This window comes from Paraburkholderia sp., from assembly GCF_036488795.1.
In the GTDB taxonomy this organism is placed as follows: domain Bacteria; phylum Pseudomonadota; class Gammaproteobacteria; order Burkholderiales; family Burkholderiaceae; genus Paraburkholderia.
Genome location: NZ_DASXHA010000023.1, coordinates 41,243 through 60,256, shown reverse-complemented (window position 1 = coordinate 60,256; position 19,014 = coordinate 41,243). Strand labels below are relative to the sequence as shown.

The following is a 19,014-nucleotide window of genomic DNA, read 5'->3' as shown; positions in this document are numbered from 1 at the left end:
GCGGTATCACGACGACGTGCCGCTGTTCTCGCGCTTCCAGATCGAACATCAGATCGAAACCGCGTACTCGCGCACGGTGCCGCTGCCCTCGGGCGGCGCGATCGTGATCGACCACACCGAAGCACTGGTGGCGATCGACGTGAACTCGGCACGCGCCACCAAGGGCGCCGACATCGAGGAAACGGCCGCGCGCACCAACCTCGAAGCCGCCGACGAAGTCGCCCGCCAGTTGCGCCTGCGTGACCTGGGCGGCCTGATCGTGATCGACTTCATCGACATGGAATCGGCCAAGAGCCAGCGCGAAGTCGAGCAGCGCCTGAAAGACGCCTTGAAGCACGACCGTGCGCGCGTCCAGATGGGCAAGATCTCGCGCTTCGGCCTGATGGAACTGTCGCGTCAGCGTCTGCGTCCGGCCTTGTCGGAAGGCAGCCACGTGACCTGCCCGCGCTGTAACGGCACGGGCCATATCCGCGATACCGAATCGTCCGCGCTGCAAGTGCTGCGGATCATTCAGGAAGAAGCGATGAAGGAAAACACCGCGGCAATCCATTGCCAGGTGCCGGTCGAAGTGACCGCCTTCCTGTTGAACGAGAAGCGCGCCGAAATCAACAAGATCGAGTCGCGTTTCAAGGTCAACGTCGTCCTGATTCCGAACAAGCACCTCGACACGCCGCATTACAAACTCGAGCGCCTGCGTCACGACGACGCACGCCTCGACGATCCGCGCGCCTCGTGGAAGATGGCCGAAGAAGCGGCTCGTGAACTGGAATCGGAAACCGGTTACAGCAAGCGCACCGAGGAAGTGAAGCCGAAGCAGGAAGCAGCGGTCAAGGGCATTACGCCTGAGAAGCCGGCGCCGAGCGCACCGGTCCGCCCGGCCGCACCGGTTACGCCGGCGCCTGTCGCGGTTACGCCGGCTGGCGGTGGTTTCATTGGCTGGCTGAAGAATCTGTTCGGCATGGCACCGGCCGCACCGGCTCCGGCAGCACCGGCAGCCGCTGAAAAGACGGCACGTCCGGCACGCGGCGATCGTCCGGAACGCGGCGAGCGCGCGGGCGAGCGTGGCGGCGATCGCAATCGCAACCGTCGTGGCGGCGCTGCTGGCCGCGATGGCGCGCCGCGCAGCGAAAGCGCAACCGCGGGTGGCCGTCAGGGTCAGCCGTCACAACGTCGCGAAGAACGCGAAGGCCGCGAGCCACGCGAGGGTCGTGAGCCGCGTGAGGCACGCGAGCCGCGTGAAAGCCGTGAGCCGCGCGAAGCACGAGGCAGCCGCGAGCCGCGCGAGGGCCGCGAAGGGCGTGAAAGCCGTGACAACCGCGCCGAGCGGGGTCAGGAGCGCGCCGAACGTGGCGAAACCGTGGATGGCGCACCGCGCGCTGAACGCGGCGAGCGTCAGGAGCGCGGCGAACGTCGTGAGCGCGGTGAGCGCAATGAACGTGGCGAGCGCCGCAAGCAACCGGAAGCCGCCGAAGCCCTGAGCCAGGACGAAAACCAGGCAGATCTGCTGACGCAAGCTCAGGCAGGTAATGCCATCGGCGCCACGCCGGGCGACCAGGAAGCGGTGGCGCGTGAAGGCGAGGAGCGTCGTCGGCGCCGTCGCGGTCGTCGTGGTGGCCGTCGTGAGCGCGAAGAAGACGGCGTGAACGGTAACGTCGGCGGCGAGGGCGCAGAGGCAGTCGAAAGCGCGGAAGCGGAAAGCGAAACAGCCAATGCAACGGTTGGCACACCGGCTCAGCAGCCGCACCACGAAACGCCGGCCGCCGCGCCGGTCGAAGTGGTCGTTGCGGCCGTGGCAACGGAAACGGCGGTCGTCGCGGAATTGCACACGACTGCCGAAACGCCGGTTCTGGCCGCCGAACAGGCTGCCAAGACCCAGGCGTTTGTGCCAGTTGCAGAAGCTGCAGAAGCTGCGGCACCGCAAGCGCCTGTGGTTGCGCAAGCTGAGCCGACCCCGGCTCCGGTTGCTCCGGTTGCCGAAGTCCCGCACGCCGAGCCGGCTGCTCCGGCGCTGTTCGAAGCCGCAGCGACACCGGTTGAAACGGTAGCGGCAACGCCCGCCGCCGTGACGCCCGTAGTCGAGGCGCCTGCTCAGGCACCGGTCCAGGCCGCAGTCGAGCCTGCCGCTGAGCCGGCCGCAGTTCAGGCACCGGTCAGCGAAGCGGCACCGGCCGCCCCAGCCGTTCAGGTCGCGGCTCCGGTCGAAGCACAGCCCGTTGTCGAAGCCGCGCCGCCAGCGGAGCCGGCAGCTCCGGTAGCTCCGGTAACCCAGATCGCTCCGGCCGCGCCGCAACCGGCCCTAACGCCGATGCAGCCGGTGCAGCCGGTGCAGCCGGTGCAAGCAGCCGAACCCGCGCCGGTCGCTGCCGCGCCGCAATCGGCACGCAACGGTCTGTCGCCGGAAGCCCTGCAACCGGTGCTGGAAAGCGCCGGCCTCGTCTGGGTCAACACCGACACGGCCAAGCTGCGCGCCGCGCAGGAAGCTGCCGCGCAAGCCGCCAAGCCGGTCCGCGTACCGCGCGAGCGCAAGCCGCTGCCACCGGTCGACAGCGCGCCGATGCAACAGGTCGAAACGGCGAAGCATCAGCAGTAAGCCGTTGCGCGCGTCGCAATAGCGTCTCGTAGTACAGGAAGCCCGCCCTAACCGGCGGGCTTTTTGCTGGCCGCCGATCCGTGATGGCGCCTGCACGCGCTTGCGCATGCGGGTATTCGCCCCGCTGTGAGCGGGTGGCCCTTCCGCTAAAATGAAAGTCTGTCACCCAACGCGCCACCCTGACGCGGCGCAATCCGAAGCAGATCATGTCCCGACGCATCATTCCTGTCACCGATGTCAGCGCGCTCCCGGTCTTCGCCGGTCCCGTGCAGGCGCCAACCGGCGTGCTGCGCGATACGCTCGCGCGCCCGCTGCGCGATTTGCGCATTTCGGTGACGGACCGGTGCAATTTCCGCTGCGTCTACTGCATGCCACGTGCGGTTTTCGACAAGGACTACGCTTTCCTGCCGCACAGCGCGCTGCTGAGCTTCGAGGAAATCGAACGTCTGGCGCGGCTGTTCGTCGAGCATGGCGTCGAAAAAATCCGTCTGACAGGCGGTGAGCCGCTGCTGCGCAAGAATCTGGAGTTCCTGATCGAGCGGCTCGCGCAGCTCTCCACGCCTGACGGGCGCCCGCTCGATCTCACGCTCACCACCAATGGCTCGCTGCTCGCACGCAAGGCGCGCAGTCTGAAGGACGCCGGGCTTACGCGCGTCACCGTGAGTCTCGACGCGCTGGACGACACGCTGTTTCGCCGCATGAACGACGCCGACTTCGCGGTCGGTGACGTGCTCGAAGGCATCGCAGCGGCTCAGGCAGTCGGCCTCGCGCCGGTCAAGATCAACATGGTCGTCAAGCGCGGTACCAACGACACGGAAATCGTGCCGATGGCGCGGCACTTCAAAGGCTCCGGCTGTGTGCTGCGTTTTATCGAATACATGGACGTAGGCACCTCGAACGGCTGGAATATGGCTGAAGTGCTGCCCTCGTCCGACGTCGTCGCGCTCATCGACGAACACTTCCCGCTTGCGCCGCTCGAAGCGCACAGCGCCGCCGAAACGGCGCAGCGGTGGGGTTATCTGGACGGCAGCGGCGAAATCGGCGTGATCTCCAGCGTCACGCGCGCGTTTTGCGGCAGTTGCACGCGCGCGCGCCTGTCCACCGAAGGCAAGCTGTATCTGTGTCTGTTCGCGTCCGGCGGACACGACCTGCGCGCGCTGCTGCGCAATGGCGGCGGCGACGCCGAGATCGCCTCCGCCGTCGCGCACATCTGGCAGGCCCGCACCGACCGCTACTCGCAGTTGCGTGGCAGCGGCGCCGCCGCGCCGCAGTCGGTGGACGAGCGGCGGGTCGAAATGTCGTATATCGGCGGCTGAGGCTGCATTGCCTATGAACCTGACGCCCGCAAACATCACCGGCCTTGTTCTCGCCGGCGGGCGCGGCGTGCGCATGGGCGGTGTCGACAAAGGCCTGCAGCCGTTGCACGGCGAAGCGCTGGCCGCACATGTCCTGAAGCGGCTTGCGCCGCAGACCGGGCCGCTCCTGATCAGCGCCAATCGGAACCCTGAGGTCTATGCGGCCCTCGGTGCGCCTTTCGGGGCGCGTATCGTGGCAGACACCCTCGCCGGCTTTCCCGGCCCACTGGCCGGTCTGCTTGCGGGCTTGCGAGCCGCCGGCACGGACTTCGTGCTCAGCGCGCCTTGCGATACGCCGGGTGTACCCACCGATCTCGCCGCGCGCCTCGCACTGGCACTCGATGCCCAGCAAGGCGACATCGCCACCGTCAGCACCACCGACAGCCACGGTAATGTGTCGATTCACCCCGTTTTCGCACTGCTGCGCACAACCCTCGCCGACGACCTCTCAGCCTTTCTGGACGCGGGAGAGCGCAAGGTTCGCGCGTGGTACGCGCGCCACAAGACGGTCGAAGTCGCCTTTGCCGATGAGCGCGCGTTTTACAATATCAACTCATTGCAAGAACTGGCTGACCTCGAACGTACCTGAGCTCTCAGCCGAAATCCTGCTTCGGCCGCTAGACGGCCCCCCGGATCCGCATCCGGCCGACCGAAATCCGGCCAACCGCGTCCGGCCGCGACGCTCCTCCATTCATGACCACGCTTAACGAATTTTCCAGTTGCGTCGCCCAGTACGATCCTCACGCGCTGCCTGTTACGGCCGCTCAGGCGATCGTGCGCGAGTGGGCCACGCCCGTTACGGCGGTCGAACGCGTGCCGCTGCATGACGCGCTCGATCGCGTTCTGGCCGAAGACATCATCTCGCCGGGCGACGTGCCCGCGCACGACAACTCGGCCATGGACGGCTATGCCTTCCGCGGCACCGCACTCGCAGCTGCCGCCGCTTCGGACTCCAGCACGGTCGAACTGACAGTGGCCGGCAAGGCGCTGGCGGGTCATCCTTTCAGCGGCGCCGTCGCCGTGAACCAGTGCGTACGGGTCATGACAGGCGCCTCGATGCCGGCCGATTGCGATACGGTCGTGCCGCAGGAACTCGTCACCCGCACCGGGGACACCATCCGCTTCGCCGCCGACGCCGTGCGCGGCGGCGCCAACCGGCGCCTCGCAGGCGAAGACCTCGCCCGTGGCAGCGCAGCGTTGCTCGCGGGGCGCATCATGCGTGCGTCCGACCTGGGCTTGATTGCCTCGCTGGGAATCGCCGAAGTGCCGGTGCGGCGCCGTCTGCGCGTCGCGTTCTTTTCGACCGGCGACGAGCTGCGCTCGCTCGGCGAGCCGCTCGACCCCGGCTGCGTCTACGACAGCAACCGGCACACCCTGTTTGCGATGCTGCGCCGCCTGAATATCGACCCGCTGGATCTGGGCGTCGTGCGCGATCAGCCGGCTGCACTCGAAGCGGCGCTGCGCAGCGCCGCGGCGAGCGCCGATGTGGTTCTTACCTCGGGCGGCGTCTCGGTCGGCGAGGCGGATTTCACGAAGCAACTGTTGCAGACCTTCGGCGACGTCGCCTTCTGGAGCCTTGCCATGCGTCCCGGCAGGCCGCTCGCGTTCGGCCGCGTCTGGTCCGGCGAAAGGCCCGGCGTGGGCCGGCCCGCGCTATTCTTCGGCTTGCCGGGTAACCCGGTCGCCGTCATGGTGACGTTCTACCAGATCGTGCGCGAAGCCTTGCTGAAGATGGCTGGCGCGACCCCACGGCCCGTGCCGGTGTTGCAGGCGGCGAGCCGCGAGGTCATCCGCAAACGCGCGGGCCGCACCGAATTTCAACGCGGCGTCGCGGAACGCGACGCACACGGCCAATGGCATGTCACGCCCACGGGATCGCAAAGCTCCGGCGTGCTCAGTTCAATGAGCGAAGCCAATTGCTTTATCGTGCTCGACCACGCACGATCCGACATCACCGCAGGCGAGAGCGTGGATATCATGCTGTTCGACGGCCTGATCTGACTCACTACCCCTCTATCACTACTACTACGGCTAACGGGTTTGACTTACATGAAAAAACAGATCTCGTTCATCGCACCGGGACAGACTGCCAAGGCGCTCATCCTCGTGTACCTGACCTTCAGCGTACCCATTGTGCTGCTCGGTGTACTGGTCGCCTTCATCCGCTACGGGTCGGTCGAATTGAGCACCGTGTTCAGCGCACTGCTGCTGAATGCGATTCTTGGCTTCATCCTGCTGTGGATTGCCTGCCACGCGTATAACTGGGTAGCCTCGCGCTTTGGCGGCATTGAAATCCACTTGAGCGACGCGCCGGAGGAAGCGTAATGGCCGCCAAGATCCGCGCCGCGGCGCCCGGCGACGTCAGCGCGATTTTTTCCCTGATGCTGGAGCTGGCCGAGTTCGAAAGCCTCACCCATCTGTTCGTCGCCACTGAAGCGGGCGTGCATGATGCGCTGTTCGGCGCGCGGCCGTCGTCGGAGGCCATGGTGGCGCAGGACGAAGACGGTCGCATCGTCGCCTACGCGCTGTACTTCCACAACTTTTCGACCTTCCTCGGCCGCCGCGGGCTGTATCTCGAAGACCTGTACGTGCAGCCGGCCCAACGCGGCAGCGGCCTCGGCACACAAATGCTGCGGCAACTGGCGGCTTTGGCGGTCGAGCGCCAGTGTGGGCGCTTCGAATGGACGGTGCTGGACTGGAACCAGCAGGCCATCAGCTTCTACGAAAAAATGGGAGCGACCGTGCTGCCCGACTGGCGTATTGTCCGCATTACGGGAGATGCGCTGGAAGAGCTGGCCGGTACGACCGCGCTCAAGACGGAGTGAGGACTGAGGCATAACGCCTCGCCTCTGTTCCGCTTACTGCTCGTCCGCATCCGCGCCCAACAGCGCGTCGCCGAGCAGACCGCTCGCCTGCTCGCCGGGCAACGCCTCGACGTCGCGCAACTTGCGATTCATCATGCGAGTGCGCGTCTCGGCGGCCTCAATTGAACGGGTAACCGTCTCGAGCTGCGACTTCGTCTTCGCCAGCACGTCGCCGAACTTGCCAAACTCGGTCTTCACCGCGCCCAGCACCTGCCACACTTCGCTCGAACGCTTCTCGATGGCGAGCGTGCGAAAGCCCATCTGCAAACTGTTCAGCAAAGCAGTGAGCGTGGTCGGTCCGGCAATCGTCACACGGTAATCACGCTGCAACAGGTCGGTGAGACCTGGACGGCGCAGCACTTCGGCATACAGGCCTTCGGTGGGCAGGAACAGCAGCGCGAAATCCGTGGTGTGCGGCGGCGCCACGTATTTCTCCGCAATCGTGCGCGCCTCGATTCGAATGCGGGCCTCCAGCGCGCGCGACGCCTCTTCGACCGCCGCCGGATCGGCGCGCTCCTGCGCCTCGATCAACCGTTCGTAGTCTTCGCGCGGGAATTTGGCGTCGATGGGCAACCACACCGGTACCGTGATGCCTTCGCTGTCTTGCCGTCCCGGCAGCTTGATGGCGAATTCGACGCGCTCCGCACTCTTGGGTACCGTCGCGACATTCTTCGCATACTGATCCGCGGTCAGCACCTGTTCGAGCAAGGCTTCGAGCTGCACTTCGCCCCATGTGCCGCGCGTCTTCACATTGGTGAGCACTTTTTTCAGATCACCGACGCCCGCTGCCAGCGTCTGCATCTCGCCGAGCCCGCGATGCACCTGCTCCAGCCGGTCCGACACCTGCTTGAACGATTCGCCCAGACGCTGCTCCAGCGTGGCATGCAGCTTCTCGTCGACCGTGCGGCGCATCTCTTCCAGCCGGGTCGAGTTGTTCGCCTCGATGTCCTTCAGACGCTGTTCGATCGTGGCGCGCACCTCGGCAAACCGGCGATCGTTCGCCTCGCTCAACTGCCCGAGCTGCTGCGTCAGCGTTTCGCCGAAGCGCCTGAGCGTGATGCCCTGCTCGTCGCGCGCCTGCTGCGCCTGTTGCTGCAGGCTCTGCCGCACGGCTTCGAGTTGTTGCGCATTGGTTTCGGTCAGCTTGACCAGCTGTTGTGCAAAGCCGTCGATCTTGCCGTTCTGCACCGTCGTCATGCTGCTGAACTGCGCGGCGAGGGTTTGCTGAAACTGCGCGAAACCGCCATTCAACTCGGCGCGCGAGATCCGCGCCGTTTCCGTGATTTCGCTGCGCAGCTCGCGCTCGAGTCGTTCGACGGTCCGCGCCTGGGCTTGCGCGGTGGCCGCAAAGTGATCGCCGAGTTCGTCGAGGCGCATGTCCAGATCGCCATGGCGATTGCCGCGCATCAGGATCAACACGGCAATCACCAGCGCGACGGACAGTGCTACGACCGCCGCGAGCAAGGTCATCATCATGAACGGGCCTTGCCGATCACGTCGGGATTGACCGGATTCGGCGGACGTCCGGCGCGCGGTCCTTCACCCAGCGCCGCGATCAGGTTGTCCGCGGCGAGATTGGCCATGGCGCGCCGCGTCGCTTCCGTCGCGCTCGCGATGTGGGGCGTCAGCACCACGTTCGGCACTGTCAACAGCGCGGGGTTCAGGTTCGGCTCGCCTTCGTAGACATCCAGACCGGCAGCCGCGATCTGATGCGTGCGCAATGCTTCGGCGAGCGCCGCGTCGTCGACGATACCGCCGCGCGCGATGTTGGTCAGCGTCGCACTCGGCTTCATCTGCGCGAGTTCGGCGGCGCCGATGGTGTGATGACTCTCCTTCGTGTACGGCAGCACCAGCACCACGTGATCGGCCCGTCGCAACAGATCTTCTTTCGACACATACTGCGCGTTCAATTCGGCTTCGATCTCCGGCGCAACGCGCGAGCGGTTGTGATAGATCACCTGCATGTTGAAGCCGCGCGCACGCCGGGCGAGCGCCTGGCCGATGCGGCCCATGCCGATCACACCCAGTGTCGAACCATGGAGATCCGCGCCGAGAAAGCCGTCGTACGCCCACTTCTGCCACTTGCCGGCGCGCAACCAGTGCTCGGACTCGGCGAGGCGGCGGGCCGCCGCCATCATCAGCGCCCAGCCGAAGTCCGCGGTCGATTCGTTGAGCACGTCCGGCGTATTGGTGGCGAGCACGTTCGACGCGTTGAACGCGGCCATGTCGAAGTTGTTGTAGCCGACCGCCATGTTCGACACCACGCGCAAACGCGGCGCCGCCGCCAGCACGTCGGCGCCGACCGGATCGCCGGCGGTGAGCGCGCCATCCTTGTCGGCGAGGCGGCGCTTCAGTTCGTCGGCAGGCAGCACGTCGCCGTTATTCCAGTCGACTTCGAAATGCTGTTTGAGGCGTTCGATCACGTCCGGAAAGATCGGACGGGCAACAAGGATCTTCTGCATTGCAATTCTCCGAATAGCGCGGCGAGACCGGACCGTACGCGGGCCCGCCATCATCAACCGCTAAAAGAATATCCAGGTAGTCACCAGGAATACCGGCACTAACACGACCACGGACCACCCAAGATACGCAAAAAAACCTGGCATGCGCACGCCGCGCGATTCCGCGATGGCCTTCACCATGAAGTTTGGCGCATTGCCGATGTAGCTGTTGGCGCCCATGAAAACCGCGCCGGCGGAAATCGCCGCGAGCGTGGTAGCGCCCTGGGTCATCAGGATCCGCGCGTCGCCGCCGGCGAGGTTGAAAAACACCAGGTACGTCGGCGCGTTGTCGAGAAACGACGACAGCAGGCCCGTCGCCCAGAAGTACATCGCATCGTCCGGGTGGCCGGATGCATTGTTGACCAGATGGACGATGCCTGCAAACGCGCCCGCCTCGCCCGCGCGCAGGATGGTGATGACCGGCGCAATGGTCACGAAGATCCCGGCGAACAGTTTCGCAACTTCTTCGATAGGCGCCCAGTTGAACGCATTGCCGGCCCGTGCCGCACGCGGCGTCACTGCGAGCGACAACAGCGTGAGGCCGATCAAGCCGACATCGCGCACCCCGTTCTGCAGCGCGACGTGCGTGCCGAATACGTCGAACTCGACGCCGGGCTTCCACAGACCGCTCATCAGTACCAACGCGATCACCAGCGCAAGGATCACGAAATTGACCTTGCCGTCGATGCCCAGCATGTGCGAATCGGGCGTGGGGTCGAGAAACTGCGAGCGGCGCTCTTCGCGACGATGGTAATAGTACGAATCGAGCGCATAAAACAGCAGCAGGAGTACGCCGCACACGAATAGCATGGGCAGCAACAGATGCTGCGTGGTCCAGAAGAAGCTCACACCGGCCAGAAAACCGAGAAAGAGCGGCGGGTCGCCGAGCGGCGACAGCGAGCCGCCCGCGTTCGCAACGAGGAAGATGAAAAAGACCACCACGTGGACCACGTGCTTGCGGTCATCATTGGCGCGCAGCAATGGCCGGATCAGCAGCATGGCCGCGCCGGTGGTCCCCATGATGCTGGCGAGCAGCGTGCCGAGCGCGATGATGCCTGTGTTCAGACGCGGCGAGCCATGCAGGTTGCCGCGTACGCAGATGCCGCCCGCCACGGTGTAGAGCGCCGTCAGCAGCACGATGAACGGCACATACTCTTCGAGCATGGCGTGCGCCAGCGCGCCGAACGCGACCGCACTGCCGAACGTCACGGCAAACGGCACGAGAAACAGCATGGCCCACGCCGCCGCAATCTTGCCGAAATGGTGATGCCAGAATGCCGGCGCGAGCAGCGGGAAGACGGCGATCGACAGCAGCACGCCGGCGAACGGCACGCCCCACCAGGCCGACAGCGTGGCGCCGTCGAGCGTCGCAGCCGACGCAAGCTGAGGCCAGAGCGCCCATGCGGCGACGAGCCCCATGCTCGTCCACCCGGCATGTCGCTTCATATTCCTGTCCTTGTGACTGACGTCCGACAGCCCGCCGGGGTGGCCCATGTGGCCGGTATGCGCAAGGCCAGCCCTGCGCGATGCAAAGCTCACGCGCCGCGCACGACGATTGCATGCACCCGATACGGCCCATGGGCGCCAAGCACGATGGTCTGTTCGATGTCACCGGTACGCGACGGCCCGGACACAAAATTGACCGCGCGCGGCAGCTCGCCGCGTTCGGCGCGGATCAGGCCGAACGCCTCTTCATGACCGGCGACGATGCGCGAAGCGGGCACGATGGCAATATGCGTTTCGGGGAGCAGCCCCGCGGACGCGTACGTTTCGGGCCCGGACAGCAGCACCAGCGTGCCGGTCTCGGCCGTGGCGCAAAAACAGCCGGTGATGCCGACCACATCGCCGTCGATGGGCTTACGAAATTCGACCATGAGACCCGCTTTGACCCAGTCGAGGTCCTGCAGGGTTTGCCATGCGATCGCCTGCACCGGCAGGCCATGTTGTGCGAGGTAGCGATGCGCGGCGGCGGGAACGTCGCTCAATGCGTCGACGGTCTCAACCGTGGTCGCCATCTTCTGAGCTTCTTCGATGAAGTGCGTGACAAGGTCTTCCGGCATGAGCGGCCGGGGACCTTCGGGATGACGCGCGAGATAGCCGGCGGCGGCCTCGCGTTCAGGCGCGGACGGCTCGGCCTCGCGCCCTTGGGCTGCGCGGATGCGCGCAAGAATGTTGCGGCGGGCAATCGATGTATCCATGGGCGAAGTCCTCGCGAAGTGCTCGTTCAGATAGCCGTGCGGCGTCGCGAGGATTATAACGGCCGCCCCGTACGCGGACACTCGACCGGATGGCCAGTCGGGGCGCGATGTATACGGCCGCGCGCCCGCTGCAAAGCGTTACTTCGAGACTTCCGCTTCCGGCTCCGGAATACCGAACACCTGCCGCAAGTACGCCAGATAGGCCTTGTCTTCGCACATGTTCTTGCCCGGCGAGTCGGACAGCTTCGCGACCGGCTGGCCGTTGCAGCGGACCATCTTGATCACGATCTGCAGCGGGTTGTAGCCGAGATCGTTGGTCAGGTTCGTGCCGACCCCGAACGCCAGCTTGCAGCGGCCGCGGAAACGTTCGTAGAGCTGCAGAACCTTGGGAATATCGAGCGCGTCCGAGAACACGAGGATCTTCGTGCGCGGGTCGCAGCGGTTCGCCTCATAGTGCTTGAGCAGTCGCTCGCCCCAGTCGAACGGATCGCCCGAATCGTGACGCGCGCCGTCGAACAGCTTGCAGAAGTACATGTCGAAGTCGCGCAGGAACGCTTCCATCCCGTAGACGTCGGACAGTGCGATACCCAGGTCGCCGCGGTATTCCTTTGCCCACATCTCGAAGCCGAAGATCTGCGAATCGCGCAGCCGCGGCCCGAGCGCCTGACAGGCCTGCAGGTATTCGTGAGCCATCGTGCCGAGCGGCGTCAGGCCATGCTTCATTGCGTAGAAGACATTGCTCGTGCCGGTGAACTGCTCGCCGAGGTCGTCTTTCAGCGTGAGGATCACCTCTTCGTGCCAGCGTTTCGAGAAGCGGCGCCGCGTGCCGTAATCGGCGATCTTGCAATCGGCGAATTCCGCCCGCGCGCCAAGCAGCTTGATTTTCTCGCTCAGGCGCTCGCGGCCTTCGCTGTACGCCGGCTGCTGCTGCGTGTTGCGGAAGTAGACCTCGTTGACGATTGCCAGCACCGGGATCTCGAACAGGATCGTGTGCAGCCACGGCCCCTTGATGTCGATGTCGATCTCGCCGTTGCCCTTCGGCGAAGGCGTGATTGAGATGTACTTTTCGTTCAGATGGAAGAGCGCCAGGAACTCGATGAAATCGCCCTTGATGAAGCGCATACGCCGCAGGTAGTCGAGCTCGCCGTCGGTGAAGCGCAGTTCGCACAGCTTGCGCACTTCGTCGCGAATTTCCTCGATATACGGCACGAGGTCGACGTTCGGGGTCCGGCAGCGAAAGCGGTATTCCACGCTCGCGGCAGGAAAATGATGCAGAACGACCTGCATCATCGTGAACTTGTACAGATCAGTATCGAGCAGCGAAGTGATAATCATGATGGTGCGAACCGGACTGCGGAAATACGTTGGGCCAGTCAAGGCCGTGAGCCTGCGGCGCGCCCCTGCGCGCCGATTTGACGCATGTTACCCGAATGCGCCGGGCGGTACTTCGATACCGCCGCCGGCCGCAGTGCCATAAACTAATCACGAAATCGTATAAATGGCGTGAACGGCTAGTGTATATGCCACTTGACGTTACGTTACAATAGCGCTTTTGGCGTTTCGCCTCCCCCGATACCGCATGCAGGAGCTGCCTGAATGACTCACGTTGTGACCGAAAGCTGCATCAAGTGCCGCTATACCGACTGCGTCGATGTGTGCCCGGTGGACTGCTTTCGCGAAGGTCCCAACTTCCTCGCGATTGACCCCGATGAGTGCATCGACTGTGCCGTGTGCGTCGCCGAATGTCCGGTGAACGCCATCTACGCCGAGGAAGACGTACCGGGCGACCAGCAGGATTTCATCTCGCTGAACGCCGATCTCGCCAAGAACTGGCCCAGCATCACGAAAACCAAGGCTCCGCTGTCCGAGGCAGACGAGTTCAAGGACGTGAAGGAAAAGCTGGCCCTGCTCGCGCGTTAAGCGGCTCCCTGGCGGTGCCGGCGTGGCCAATCAGCCCTGCTCAGACCAGCACGGTTCGAACGGAACCGAGATGATCTGAAGGTATTGACAGGCCTGAAAGCACCCCCTACAATTTCGCTTCTCTGCTGTTGTTGTTCCCCGATAGCTCAGTCGGTAGAGCGCCGGACTGTTAATCCGTAGGTCCCTGGTTCGAGCCCAGGTCGGGGAGCCAAGAATTGCAAAGGCCCGTTAACCAAGACGGGCTTTTTTATGTAAAGGTTGTATCGCTGTTCCTCGATAGCTCAGTCGGTAGAGCGCCGGACTGTTAATCCGTAGGTCCCTGGTTCGAGCCCAGGTCGAGGAGCCAAAAATTTTGAAGGCCCGCATTCGTGCGGGCCTTTTGTTTTTGTCGACGACAAAAGATGTCAATCATCTGATTTCAACCCTCCGGTACGGTGAGCCGGGCAATTCGCCGCAGCTCTTCGCGGTGAAGCCATTTCGCGACTGCCGCCACCTCTCTCCTTCATCAAATACCCGGATGGCCACACCGCCCGACACGCCGTGGCGCGCCGAATGACGCCGCCATACGAATAATCTTAGACCTTTAAGAATTTTCTGATCGTCCACGAGCGCGTCTCGCCCGACAATTTCCATAGCGAAATAGCCTTTCAGGCGCAGCCCCGCGTTGCGACGCGGCGTCCCAAGATCACGAGATTCGAAAATGTCCAATGCACTGCTCAGTTTGTTCAAGAAGATGCTGCTCATCGCGGCGGCGTGCGCATCGACCAGTACATTTGCGGCGTATAGCGATTGCTCGGGTCCGCTGCCCCTGACCGTCAGCCTTCCGGCCGTGAGTGTTCCGGCCAACCTCCCGGTCGGACAAACCATACCTGGCGCGACTGCCACATTCGCGGTCCCCTTGACCTGTACAGTCAACCCAGTGGGTGACTGGTACCTCGCCGTATACTCTTCGCGCCTCACGCTGGTTCCGGGTTTTACGGATGTCTATACGACGTCGGGCATGACTGCCGGAATAGGTTTCAGAATCCGCAGCACTGCTGGAACCGTCCTGGTGCCGTTCGACTATGGCGCTGGTGGCGCGGTGAATGTGGGACCGTCGCAACTCGGCGCGAATGTTTTGCAGGGCGTTTTTGAGCTGGTCAAAACCGGCACCCCTGCAGTAGGTTCGGGTGGATTCCCCGCGGTCGGCACCGTAAACGCGAGGGAATATGCAAACGCCGGAAACCAGAGCAGCAGCACCATCAACTTCAACTACACGATTCTCAACAATTCGATCCCCAGTTGCTCGGTGACCACAACGGATGTCGCCGTGTCCATGCCTTATACAAAGACCTCGGCCTTTCAGGGCGTCGGCACGACGACCGCCGTGACTTCGTTAAATCTCGGCATGGTCTGCGACGCGAACGCGCATCCCTCCATCAGTTTCATGGACTCAGCCAATCCGTCGAATCAAAGCAACGCCCTGACGCTAGCGCCGGGCTCAACGGCGACCGGTGTGGGCGTGCAGATCCTTTACCAGTCGATACCGGTCATGTTTAGCCCCGGCGTCTATTCGTACACAACCAGCAATACACCTACGACCAACGGTGTTGCGCTCGGCACGCTCTCAGGGACTCAAACTGTGCCATTGCAGGCCCGTTATATCCAGACCGGCCCGTCCGTCACACCTGGCATGATCAAGGCCGTTGCGACCTTCACCATGAACTACAACTGACCTGCGAGACGGTCCAGGCGCCCGGTCGCGGTGATTTCGGTCCCGCGTGCGCAGCAACGCCGGAACGCGTGCGAGATAGACCGGCGCGGTGCACGAAGAATCACCCCGACAGCGAAAACAAGACCGCGGCCGTTATACGATGGCACTTTCCCCGCCATCATTCCGGTCTCCCAATGAAAACCACCTCGCTGTTGCGCATCGCGCTCGCCGTCGCCGTGGGCGCCCTCTTCGTTCCGCTCGTCCATAGCGAGGAGGTCGCCAGTGTCAACACCAACTTCCACGTGACAGGCTCCGACCGGGTCGTGGTCGAAGCCTACGATGACCCCGTCGTTCAGGGCGTCACCTGCTACGTGTCGCGGGCGCGCACGGGCGGCATCAAGGGTACGCTCGGGATTGCCGAAGATCCCACCGAGGCATCGATTGCCTGCCGGCAAGTCGGTGAGATCAAGTTTACCGGACCGCTTAAGCAGCAATCCGACGTGTTCTCGGTGAGCATGTCGCTGATCTTCAAGACGCTGCATGTGGTGCGCGTGGTCGACCCGAAGCGCAATACCCTGGTCTACCTGACCTACAGCGACCGGGTCGCCAGCGGCAGCGCGAAAAACAGCGTGACCGCCGTGCCGATGCCCGCCGGCACCACCATTCCGCTTAAATGAAGGCACCTCGTACGGGTGCGGTCCGCGCGCGCTAAACTGGCAGACCGCGCCGGACTTTCATCATGACCGTCACCCGTTTTCGCGATTCCGCCCGCTACTGGCGTACGCCGCTTTTGCCCGGCGCGGATCTGCTCACGGCCGAATATCACGATCACGAATTTTCGCCGCACTGGCACGACGCGTACACGATTCCGGTGATCGTGGCCGGCGCCGAGTGCTATCGCTATCTCGGCGCCGACTACGTCGCCGAGGCCGGCAGCGTGCCCATCATCAATCCCGGCGAACTGCACACGGGGGCGAGGGCGATCGAGGAAGGCTGGCGCTATCGGGTGCTGTATGCGCCGGTGGACTTCATCCATCAGCTGGCCGTCGAGGTCGCCGCCCAGCCGCAGGCGCTGCCTTGGTTCGAGCCGGGTGTGATCCGCGATCAGGACCTCGCTCAGCGGCTCGCACGCGCCCACCGGCTGCTCGAAAGCGCGTCCGAAACCGATCCGCTTGCCGCCGAAGCCGCCATGCTCGACGCCCTGTCGACCTTGCTGGTCCGCTACTCGGGCAATCCGCTGAAACCTGCCCGGCTCGCCGCCGACGACACCCGCGTGGCGACCATGAAAGAACAACTCACCGGCGATCTCACGGCACCGCTCAAACTCGCCGAGCTGGCCGAGGCTGTCGGCCTGTCGCCGTTTCACGCCGCCCGGCTCTTCACGCAGACAACCGGTCTGGCGCCGCATGCCTGGCGCAATCAGGTGCGGCTGCAGCGCGCATTGGCGCCGTTGCGCGCGGGCGTGTCCGTCACCGAAGTGGCCGCCGCCAGCGGCTTCACGGATCAAAGCCACTTCACGCGGCACTTCCGGCGCATGTTCGGCGTGCCGCCCGGGCGCTGGCAATCCGCCTGAGCGCGGCGCACCGGGGTTCACCGCAAGAACGTACAAGCTCCGCTCGCACAGTCGCGGCTATCCTCGGTGCATCAAGGAGGATAGATTGACCCAAGCAACCCTGACGCACCCCCGGCGTCTCACCGAATTCACCGCCGGCGCGCGCGACATCATTCCGATGATGGTCGGCGCGGCGCCGTTCGGCGTCATCTTCGGCACGCTCGTCACGTCCGGCCCGCTGCAGCTGTGGCACGGACAATTGATGTCGCTCGTCGTGTTTGCCGGCTCGGCCCAGTTCATCGCGCTCGGCCTGATTGCCAGCCATGCCAGCTTTGCCGTGGTGCTGGCCACCACCTTCGTCGTCAACCTGCGCCACGTGCTGTACAGCGCGACCCTCGCGCCCTATGTCTCGCATCTGCCGCTGCGCTGGCGTCTCGCGCTCGGCGCCGTGCTCACCGACGAGGTCTTCGCGGTTGCCTGGGCTCATTACCGGCACCATCAGCCGGGCAGCGTGGGACCGCACTATTTCCTGGGCGCGGGCGTTGCCATGTACGTCAACTGGCAGATCTGGACGCTCGCCGGCCTGCTGTTCGGCGCGGCCTTCCCGGGTCTGCAGTCGCTCGGCCTCGATTTCGCCATGGTGGCGACCTTCATTGCGATCGTCGTGCCGCAACTCGTCGCGCTGCGCTTTCTCGCAGCGGCCGCTACGGCGGGCGCGCTGGCGTTCTTCTGGCAGGCGTGGCCGTACAAGCTGGGGCTGCTCGGTGCGGTACTGGCCGGCGTCGTGGTCGGCGTCCTGCTGTCGCTGTCTCGCACCGACACGCAAGCCCGCACGGCGGAGGCGTCGCAATGAGCTACGTCGTTCTGATTCTCGGCATGGCGCTGATCACATGGCTGATCCGCGCGGCAGTCTTCGTGCTCGGCGACCGGCTGGTGTTTCCGCCGCTGGTACGCACCGCGCTCGGCTTCGTGCCGGTCACGGTGCTGACCGCGATCATCGTGCCGATGGCCGTCGCGCCGCACGGCGGCGGCGCCGAGCTGACCTGGCGCAATCCTCAGCTGGTCGGCGCGCTGGCCGCCGTGGCCGTCAGTGCGCTGACCCGCCGGCCACTGCTGACCATCGCGGTCGGGCTCGCCGTATTTTTCGTCTGGCAAGGCGTGGTGCTCAAATAGAGCCATCCACCTGGTTTGGGCCGGCGAATTTTGCGCCGCCCCGCGACATCCCTCAGCCAGCGGCAGATTGCCGCACAATGTGCGCGAAAGCGATGTGAAAGCAGCATAAATTCGCGCAAGTTCTCGCAAACGGGCCTTTCGGAGCTTGCTGCACGCCTCACCTGGCGGCCCTTGCGCCGCGCCCCATCCGTTTGCTCCCTGCCGCTTGCCCTCAAGTTTCACCCTGCTTCGCCGTTATGCAGTCGAGGTCCGCTCGTCGGGATGAAACCCCCGCTGGTTACGCGGCAACAAGCAGGATCAACCGCGTCGAGCATCGACGTCGCCCTCGTACCAAGGCACCTGGCAGACGGCGACACCCATGCGATGCAGCGCGGGAGGACCAAACGGGATAAGACATGGGTCAGATCACCCTTTCAATCAAGGACGAAACCGTCGCATCGCTGCGCAAGGATTTCGATGCTTTTCTGCGCGTATCGCTGAAGCTCGATCCGCAGTTCGCGACGCCGTCGTTTGAAGATTTTCTGCGCGCCAAGCTGCTCGACAACATGCTGCCGCTCACCGAACACGCGGTGAAGCGCATGTTGCAAGGTGGCCAGTACGCGTGGGCAAAACGCACACTCGACAAGGAGTTTCCGGACGTCGTCGCGATCCTGATGCAGCAGGCGCGCGAGTTCGGCTTCGGCTTCGCGGCACGCTCGGAATGGACCCCTGAGGAACTGGCCAAGCAGTGCCACGACTGGGCGGCGGCGATTGTCAGGGAAGCGGAAGGCGACGCCTCGCTGGTCGATCCGCTCGCGGCGCAGATCAAAAGCGAGGCACAGGACATTCAGGCACTCGAAGAAGCCATGCAGACGCCTGCGTGGCGGCTGGTGGAGTCGCTGCGTCAGCGCGTGTACGAGGCGAAAGTGGCGTGCGAAACAAGCGTGGGCAGCACCGCCCGCGAAAAGCTCGGCGAGCTGCGCGGCCTGCTGCGCCTCGGCATTTCGCATGGCTCGTTCCAGAAACAGGAAGCCCAGCAGATCATGGAATATCTGCGTCTGCTGAAGCCGGAGATTTTCGTCGACGAACCGTACGACATCTTTTCGCGGCTCGCGGGATGGCTGCGTAACTTCTTTGCGCCACCGCCCCCGCAACAACAGCAGCCGCGGCAATCGCGCTGACCGACCCG

General features: G+C 64.4%; 19 protein-coding genes and 2 tRNA genes. 15 read left to right on the top strand and 6 right to left on the bottom strand.

Features of this window, described 5'->3' with window-relative positions:
• From VGH41_RS03470 to VGH41_RS03445, 6 genes are all read left to right on the top strand, one after another.
• Positions 1-2,590, top strand: a 2,590-nt coding sequence (locus tag VGH41_RS03470; RefSeq protein ID WP_331595945.1) for a ribonuclease E/G, incomplete at its 5' end; no start/stop codon positions are given.
• Positions 2,591-2,796: 206 nt separating this feature from the next.
• Complete coding sequence (moaA, locus tag VGH41_RS03465; RefSeq protein ID WP_331595944.1) at positions 2,797-3,906, top strand: GTP 3',8-cyclase MoaA; 1,110 nt, start codon at positions 2,797-2,799, stop codon at positions 3,904-3,906.
• Positions 3,907-3,919: 13 nt separating this feature from the next.
• Positions 3,920-4,534, top strand: coding sequence for a molybdenum cofactor guanylyltransferase MobA (gene mobA, locus VGH41_RS03460; protein ID WP_331595943.1), 615 nt, complete (start codon positions 3,920-3,922; stop codon positions 4,532-4,534).
• Positions 4,535-4,638: 104 nt separating this feature from the next.
• Positions 4,639-5,946: a gephyrin-like molybdotransferase Glp gene (gene glp, locus VGH41_RS03455; RefSeq protein WP_331595942.1), complete on the top strand. Its 1,308-nt coding sequence runs from the start codon at positions 4,639-4,641 to the stop codon at positions 5,944-5,946.
• Positions 5,947-5,994: 48 nt separating this feature from the next.
• Positions 5,995-6,270: a hypothetical protein gene (locus tag VGH41_RS03450; RefSeq protein WP_331595941.1), complete on the top strand. Its 276-nt coding sequence runs from the start codon at positions 5,995-5,997 to the stop codon at positions 6,268-6,270.
• A complete protein-coding gene (locus VGH41_RS03445) occupies positions 6,270-6,770 on the top strand; it encodes a GNAT family N-acetyltransferase (RefSeq protein WP_331595940.1) in 501 nt (166 codons plus the stop codon). Before VGH41_RS03450 ends, VGH41_RS03445 begins: the two co-directional genes overlap by 1 nt.
• A gap of 33 nt (positions 6,771-6,803) precedes the next feature.
• Here the strand turns inward: VGH41_RS03445 and VGH41_RS03440 are convergent, their stop codons facing one another.
• The 5 genes from VGH41_RS03440 to pncB form a co-directional block, all read right to left on the bottom strand.
• Entirely contained in the window at positions 6,804-8,285 is a 1,482-nt protein-coding gene (locus VGH41_RS03440; protein WP_331595939.1) for a DNA recombination protein RmuC, read from the bottom strand.
• Positions 8,282-9,271: a D-glycerate dehydrogenase gene (locus VGH41_RS03435; RefSeq protein ID WP_331595938.1), complete on the bottom strand. Its 990-nt coding sequence runs from the start codon at positions 9,269-9,271 to the stop codon at positions 8,282-8,284. Before VGH41_RS03435 ends, VGH41_RS03440 begins: the two co-directional genes overlap by 4 nt.
• Before the next feature lie 60 nt (positions 9,272-9,331).
• On the bottom strand, positions 9,332-10,756 hold the full coding sequence (locus tag VGH41_RS03430; RefSeq protein WP_331595937.1) for a sodium:proton antiporter: 1,425 nt from the start codon (positions 10,754-10,756) through the stop codon (positions 9,332-9,334).
• Positions 10,757-10,845: 89 nt separating this feature from the next.
• The gene (locus VGH41_RS03425) at positions 10,846-11,508 is read right to left on the bottom strand and encodes a lactate utilization protein C (protein WP_331595936.1); all 663 of its coding nucleotides are present in this window, start codon (positions 11,506-11,508) and stop codon (positions 10,846-10,848) included.
• 138 nt (positions 11,509-11,646) lie between these two features.
• On the bottom strand, positions 11,647-12,843 hold the full coding sequence (gene pncB, locus VGH41_RS03420) for a nicotinate phosphoribosyltransferase (protein ID WP_331595935.1): 1,197 nt from the start codon (positions 12,841-12,843) through the stop codon (positions 11,647-11,649).
• Between the two features lie 261 nt (positions 12,844-13,104).
• Between pncB and fdxA the strand changes: the two genes are divergently transcribed.
• The 3 genes from fdxA (at position 13,105) to VGH41_RS03405 (ending at position 13,774) form a co-directional block, all read left to right on the top strand.
• Positions 13,105-13,428 carry a ferredoxin FdxA gene (fdxA, locus tag VGH41_RS03415; RefSeq protein WP_331595934.1) on the top strand — a complete coding sequence of 108 codons (324 nt, stop codon included), beginning with the start codon at positions 13,105-13,107 and terminating at the stop codon, positions 13,426-13,428.
• Positions 13,429-13,563: 135 nt separating this feature from the next.
• Positions 13,564-13,639, top strand: a tRNA-Asn gene (locus tag VGH41_RS03410).
• 59 nt (positions 13,640-13,698) lie between these two features.
• Positions 13,699-13,774 (top strand) — tRNA-Asn (locus tag VGH41_RS03405).
• A gap of 62 nt (positions 13,775-13,836) precedes the next feature.
• Here the strand turns inward: VGH41_RS03405 and VGH41_RS03400 are convergent.
• Positions 13,837-14,136: a hypothetical protein gene (locus VGH41_RS03400; RefSeq protein WP_331595933.1), complete on the bottom strand. Its 300-nt coding sequence runs from the start codon at positions 14,134-14,136 to the stop codon at positions 13,837-13,839.
• On the opposite strand from VGH41_RS03400, the gene VGH41_RS03395 reads away from it, so the two are divergent.
• The 6 genes from VGH41_RS03395 to VGH41_RS03370 all read left to right on the top strand — a co-directional run bounded on the left by VGH41_RS03395 (position 14,129) and on the right by VGH41_RS03370 (position 19,006).
• A complete protein-coding gene (locus tag VGH41_RS03395; RefSeq protein ID WP_331595932.1) occupies positions 14,129-15,142 on the top strand; it encodes a fimbrial protein in 1,014 nt (337 codons plus the stop codon). The two genes, VGH41_RS03400 and VGH41_RS03395, sit on opposite strands and share 8 nt — an antisense overlap.
• Before the next feature lie 173 nt (positions 15,143-15,315).
• Entirely contained in the window at positions 15,316-15,798 is a 483-nt protein-coding gene (locus VGH41_RS03390; RefSeq protein WP_331595931.1) for a CreA family protein, read from the top strand.
• Between the two features lie 62 nt (positions 15,799-15,860).
• Positions 15,861-16,694 carry an AraC family transcriptional regulator gene (locus tag VGH41_RS03385; RefSeq protein WP_331595930.1) on the top strand — a complete coding sequence of 278 codons (834 nt, stop codon included), beginning with the start codon at positions 15,861-15,863 and terminating at the stop codon, positions 16,692-16,694.
• 157 nt (positions 16,695-16,851) lie between these two features.
• Complete coding sequence (locus VGH41_RS03380) at positions 16,852-17,526, top strand: AzlC family ABC transporter permease (RefSeq protein ID WP_331595949.1); 675 nt, start codon at positions 16,852-16,854, stop codon at positions 17,524-17,526.
• Entirely contained in the window at positions 17,523-17,846 is a 324-nt protein-coding gene (locus VGH41_RS03375) for an AzlD domain-containing protein (RefSeq protein ID WP_331595928.1), read from the top strand. Before VGH41_RS03380 ends, VGH41_RS03375 begins: the two co-directional genes overlap by 4 nt.
• 395 nt (positions 17,847-18,241) lie before the next feature.
• Positions 18,242-19,006 carry a DUF4088 family protein gene (locus VGH41_RS03370; protein WP_331595927.1) on the top strand — a complete coding sequence of 255 codons (765 nt, stop codon included), beginning with the start codon at positions 18,242-18,244 and terminating at the stop codon, positions 19,004-19,006.
• Positions 19,007-19,014: the final 8 nt, after the last annotated feature.

Excerpts from the sequence above, each read along its gene's own strand:
- VGH41_RS03440 (WP_331595939.1), bottom strand. The coding sequence starts at position 8,285 with ATGATGATGACCTTGCTCGCGGCGGTCGTAGCACTGTCCGTCGCGCTG.
- VGH41_RS03445 (WP_331595940.1), top strand. The coding sequence starts at position 6,270 with ATGGCCGCCAAGATCCGCGCCGCGGCGCCCGGCGACGTCAGCGCGATT.
- VGH41_RS03370 (WP_331595927.1), top strand. The coding sequence starts at position 18,242 with ATGGGTCAGATCACCCTTTCAATCAAGGACGAAACCGTCGCATCGCTG.
- mobA (WP_331595943.1), top strand. The coding sequence starts at position 3,920 with ATGAACCTGACGCCCGCAAACATCACCGGCCTTGTTCTCGCCGGCGGG.
- VGH41_RS03380 (WP_331595949.1), top strand. The coding sequence starts at position 16,852 with ATGATGGTCGGCGCGGCGCCGTTCGGCGTCATCTTCGGCACGCTCGTC.
- fdxA (WP_331595934.1), top strand. The coding sequence starts at position 13,105 with ATGACTCACGTTGTGACCGAAAGCTGCATCAAGTGCCGCTATACCGAC.
- moaA (WP_331595944.1), top strand. The coding sequence starts at position 2,797 with ATGTCCCGACGCATCATTCCTGTCACCGATGTCAGCGCGCTCCCGGTC.
- VGH41_RS03385 (WP_331595930.1), top strand. The coding sequence starts at position 15,861 with ATGACCGTCACCCGTTTTCGCGATTCCGCCCGCTACTGGCGTACGCCG.
- VGH41_RS03450 (WP_331595941.1), top strand. The coding sequence starts at position 5,995 with ATGAAAAAACAGATCTCGTTCATCGCACCGGGACAGACTGCCAAGGCG.
- VGH41_RS03430 (WP_331595937.1), bottom strand. The coding sequence starts at position 10,756 with ATGAAGCGACATGCCGGGTGGACGAGCATGGGGCTCGTCGCCGCATGG.
- glp (WP_331595942.1), top strand. The coding sequence starts at position 4,639 with ATGACCACGCTTAACGAATTTTCCAGTTGCGTCGCCCAGTACGATCCT.
- VGH41_RS03395 (WP_331595932.1), top strand. The coding sequence starts at position 14,129 with ATGTCCAATGCACTGCTCAGTTTGTTCAAGAAGATGCTGCTCATCGCG.
- pncB (WP_331595935.1), bottom strand. The coding sequence starts at position 12,843 with ATGATTATCACTTCGCTGCTCGATACTGATCTGTACAAGTTCACGATG.
- VGH41_RS03425 (WP_331595936.1), bottom strand. The coding sequence starts at position 11,508 with ATGGATACATCGATTGCCCGCCGCAACATTCTTGCGCGCATCCGCGCA.
- VGH41_RS03390 (WP_331595931.1), top strand. The coding sequence starts at position 15,316 with ATGAAAACCACCTCGCTGTTGCGCATCGCGCTCGCCGTCGCCGTGGGC.
- VGH41_RS03375 (WP_331595928.1), top strand. The coding sequence starts at position 17,523 with ATGAGCTACGTCGTTCTGATTCTCGGCATGGCGCTGATCACATGGCTG.
- VGH41_RS03435 (WP_331595938.1), bottom strand. The coding sequence starts at position 9,271 with ATGCAGAAGATCCTTGTTGCCCGTCCGATCTTTCCGGACGTGATCGAA.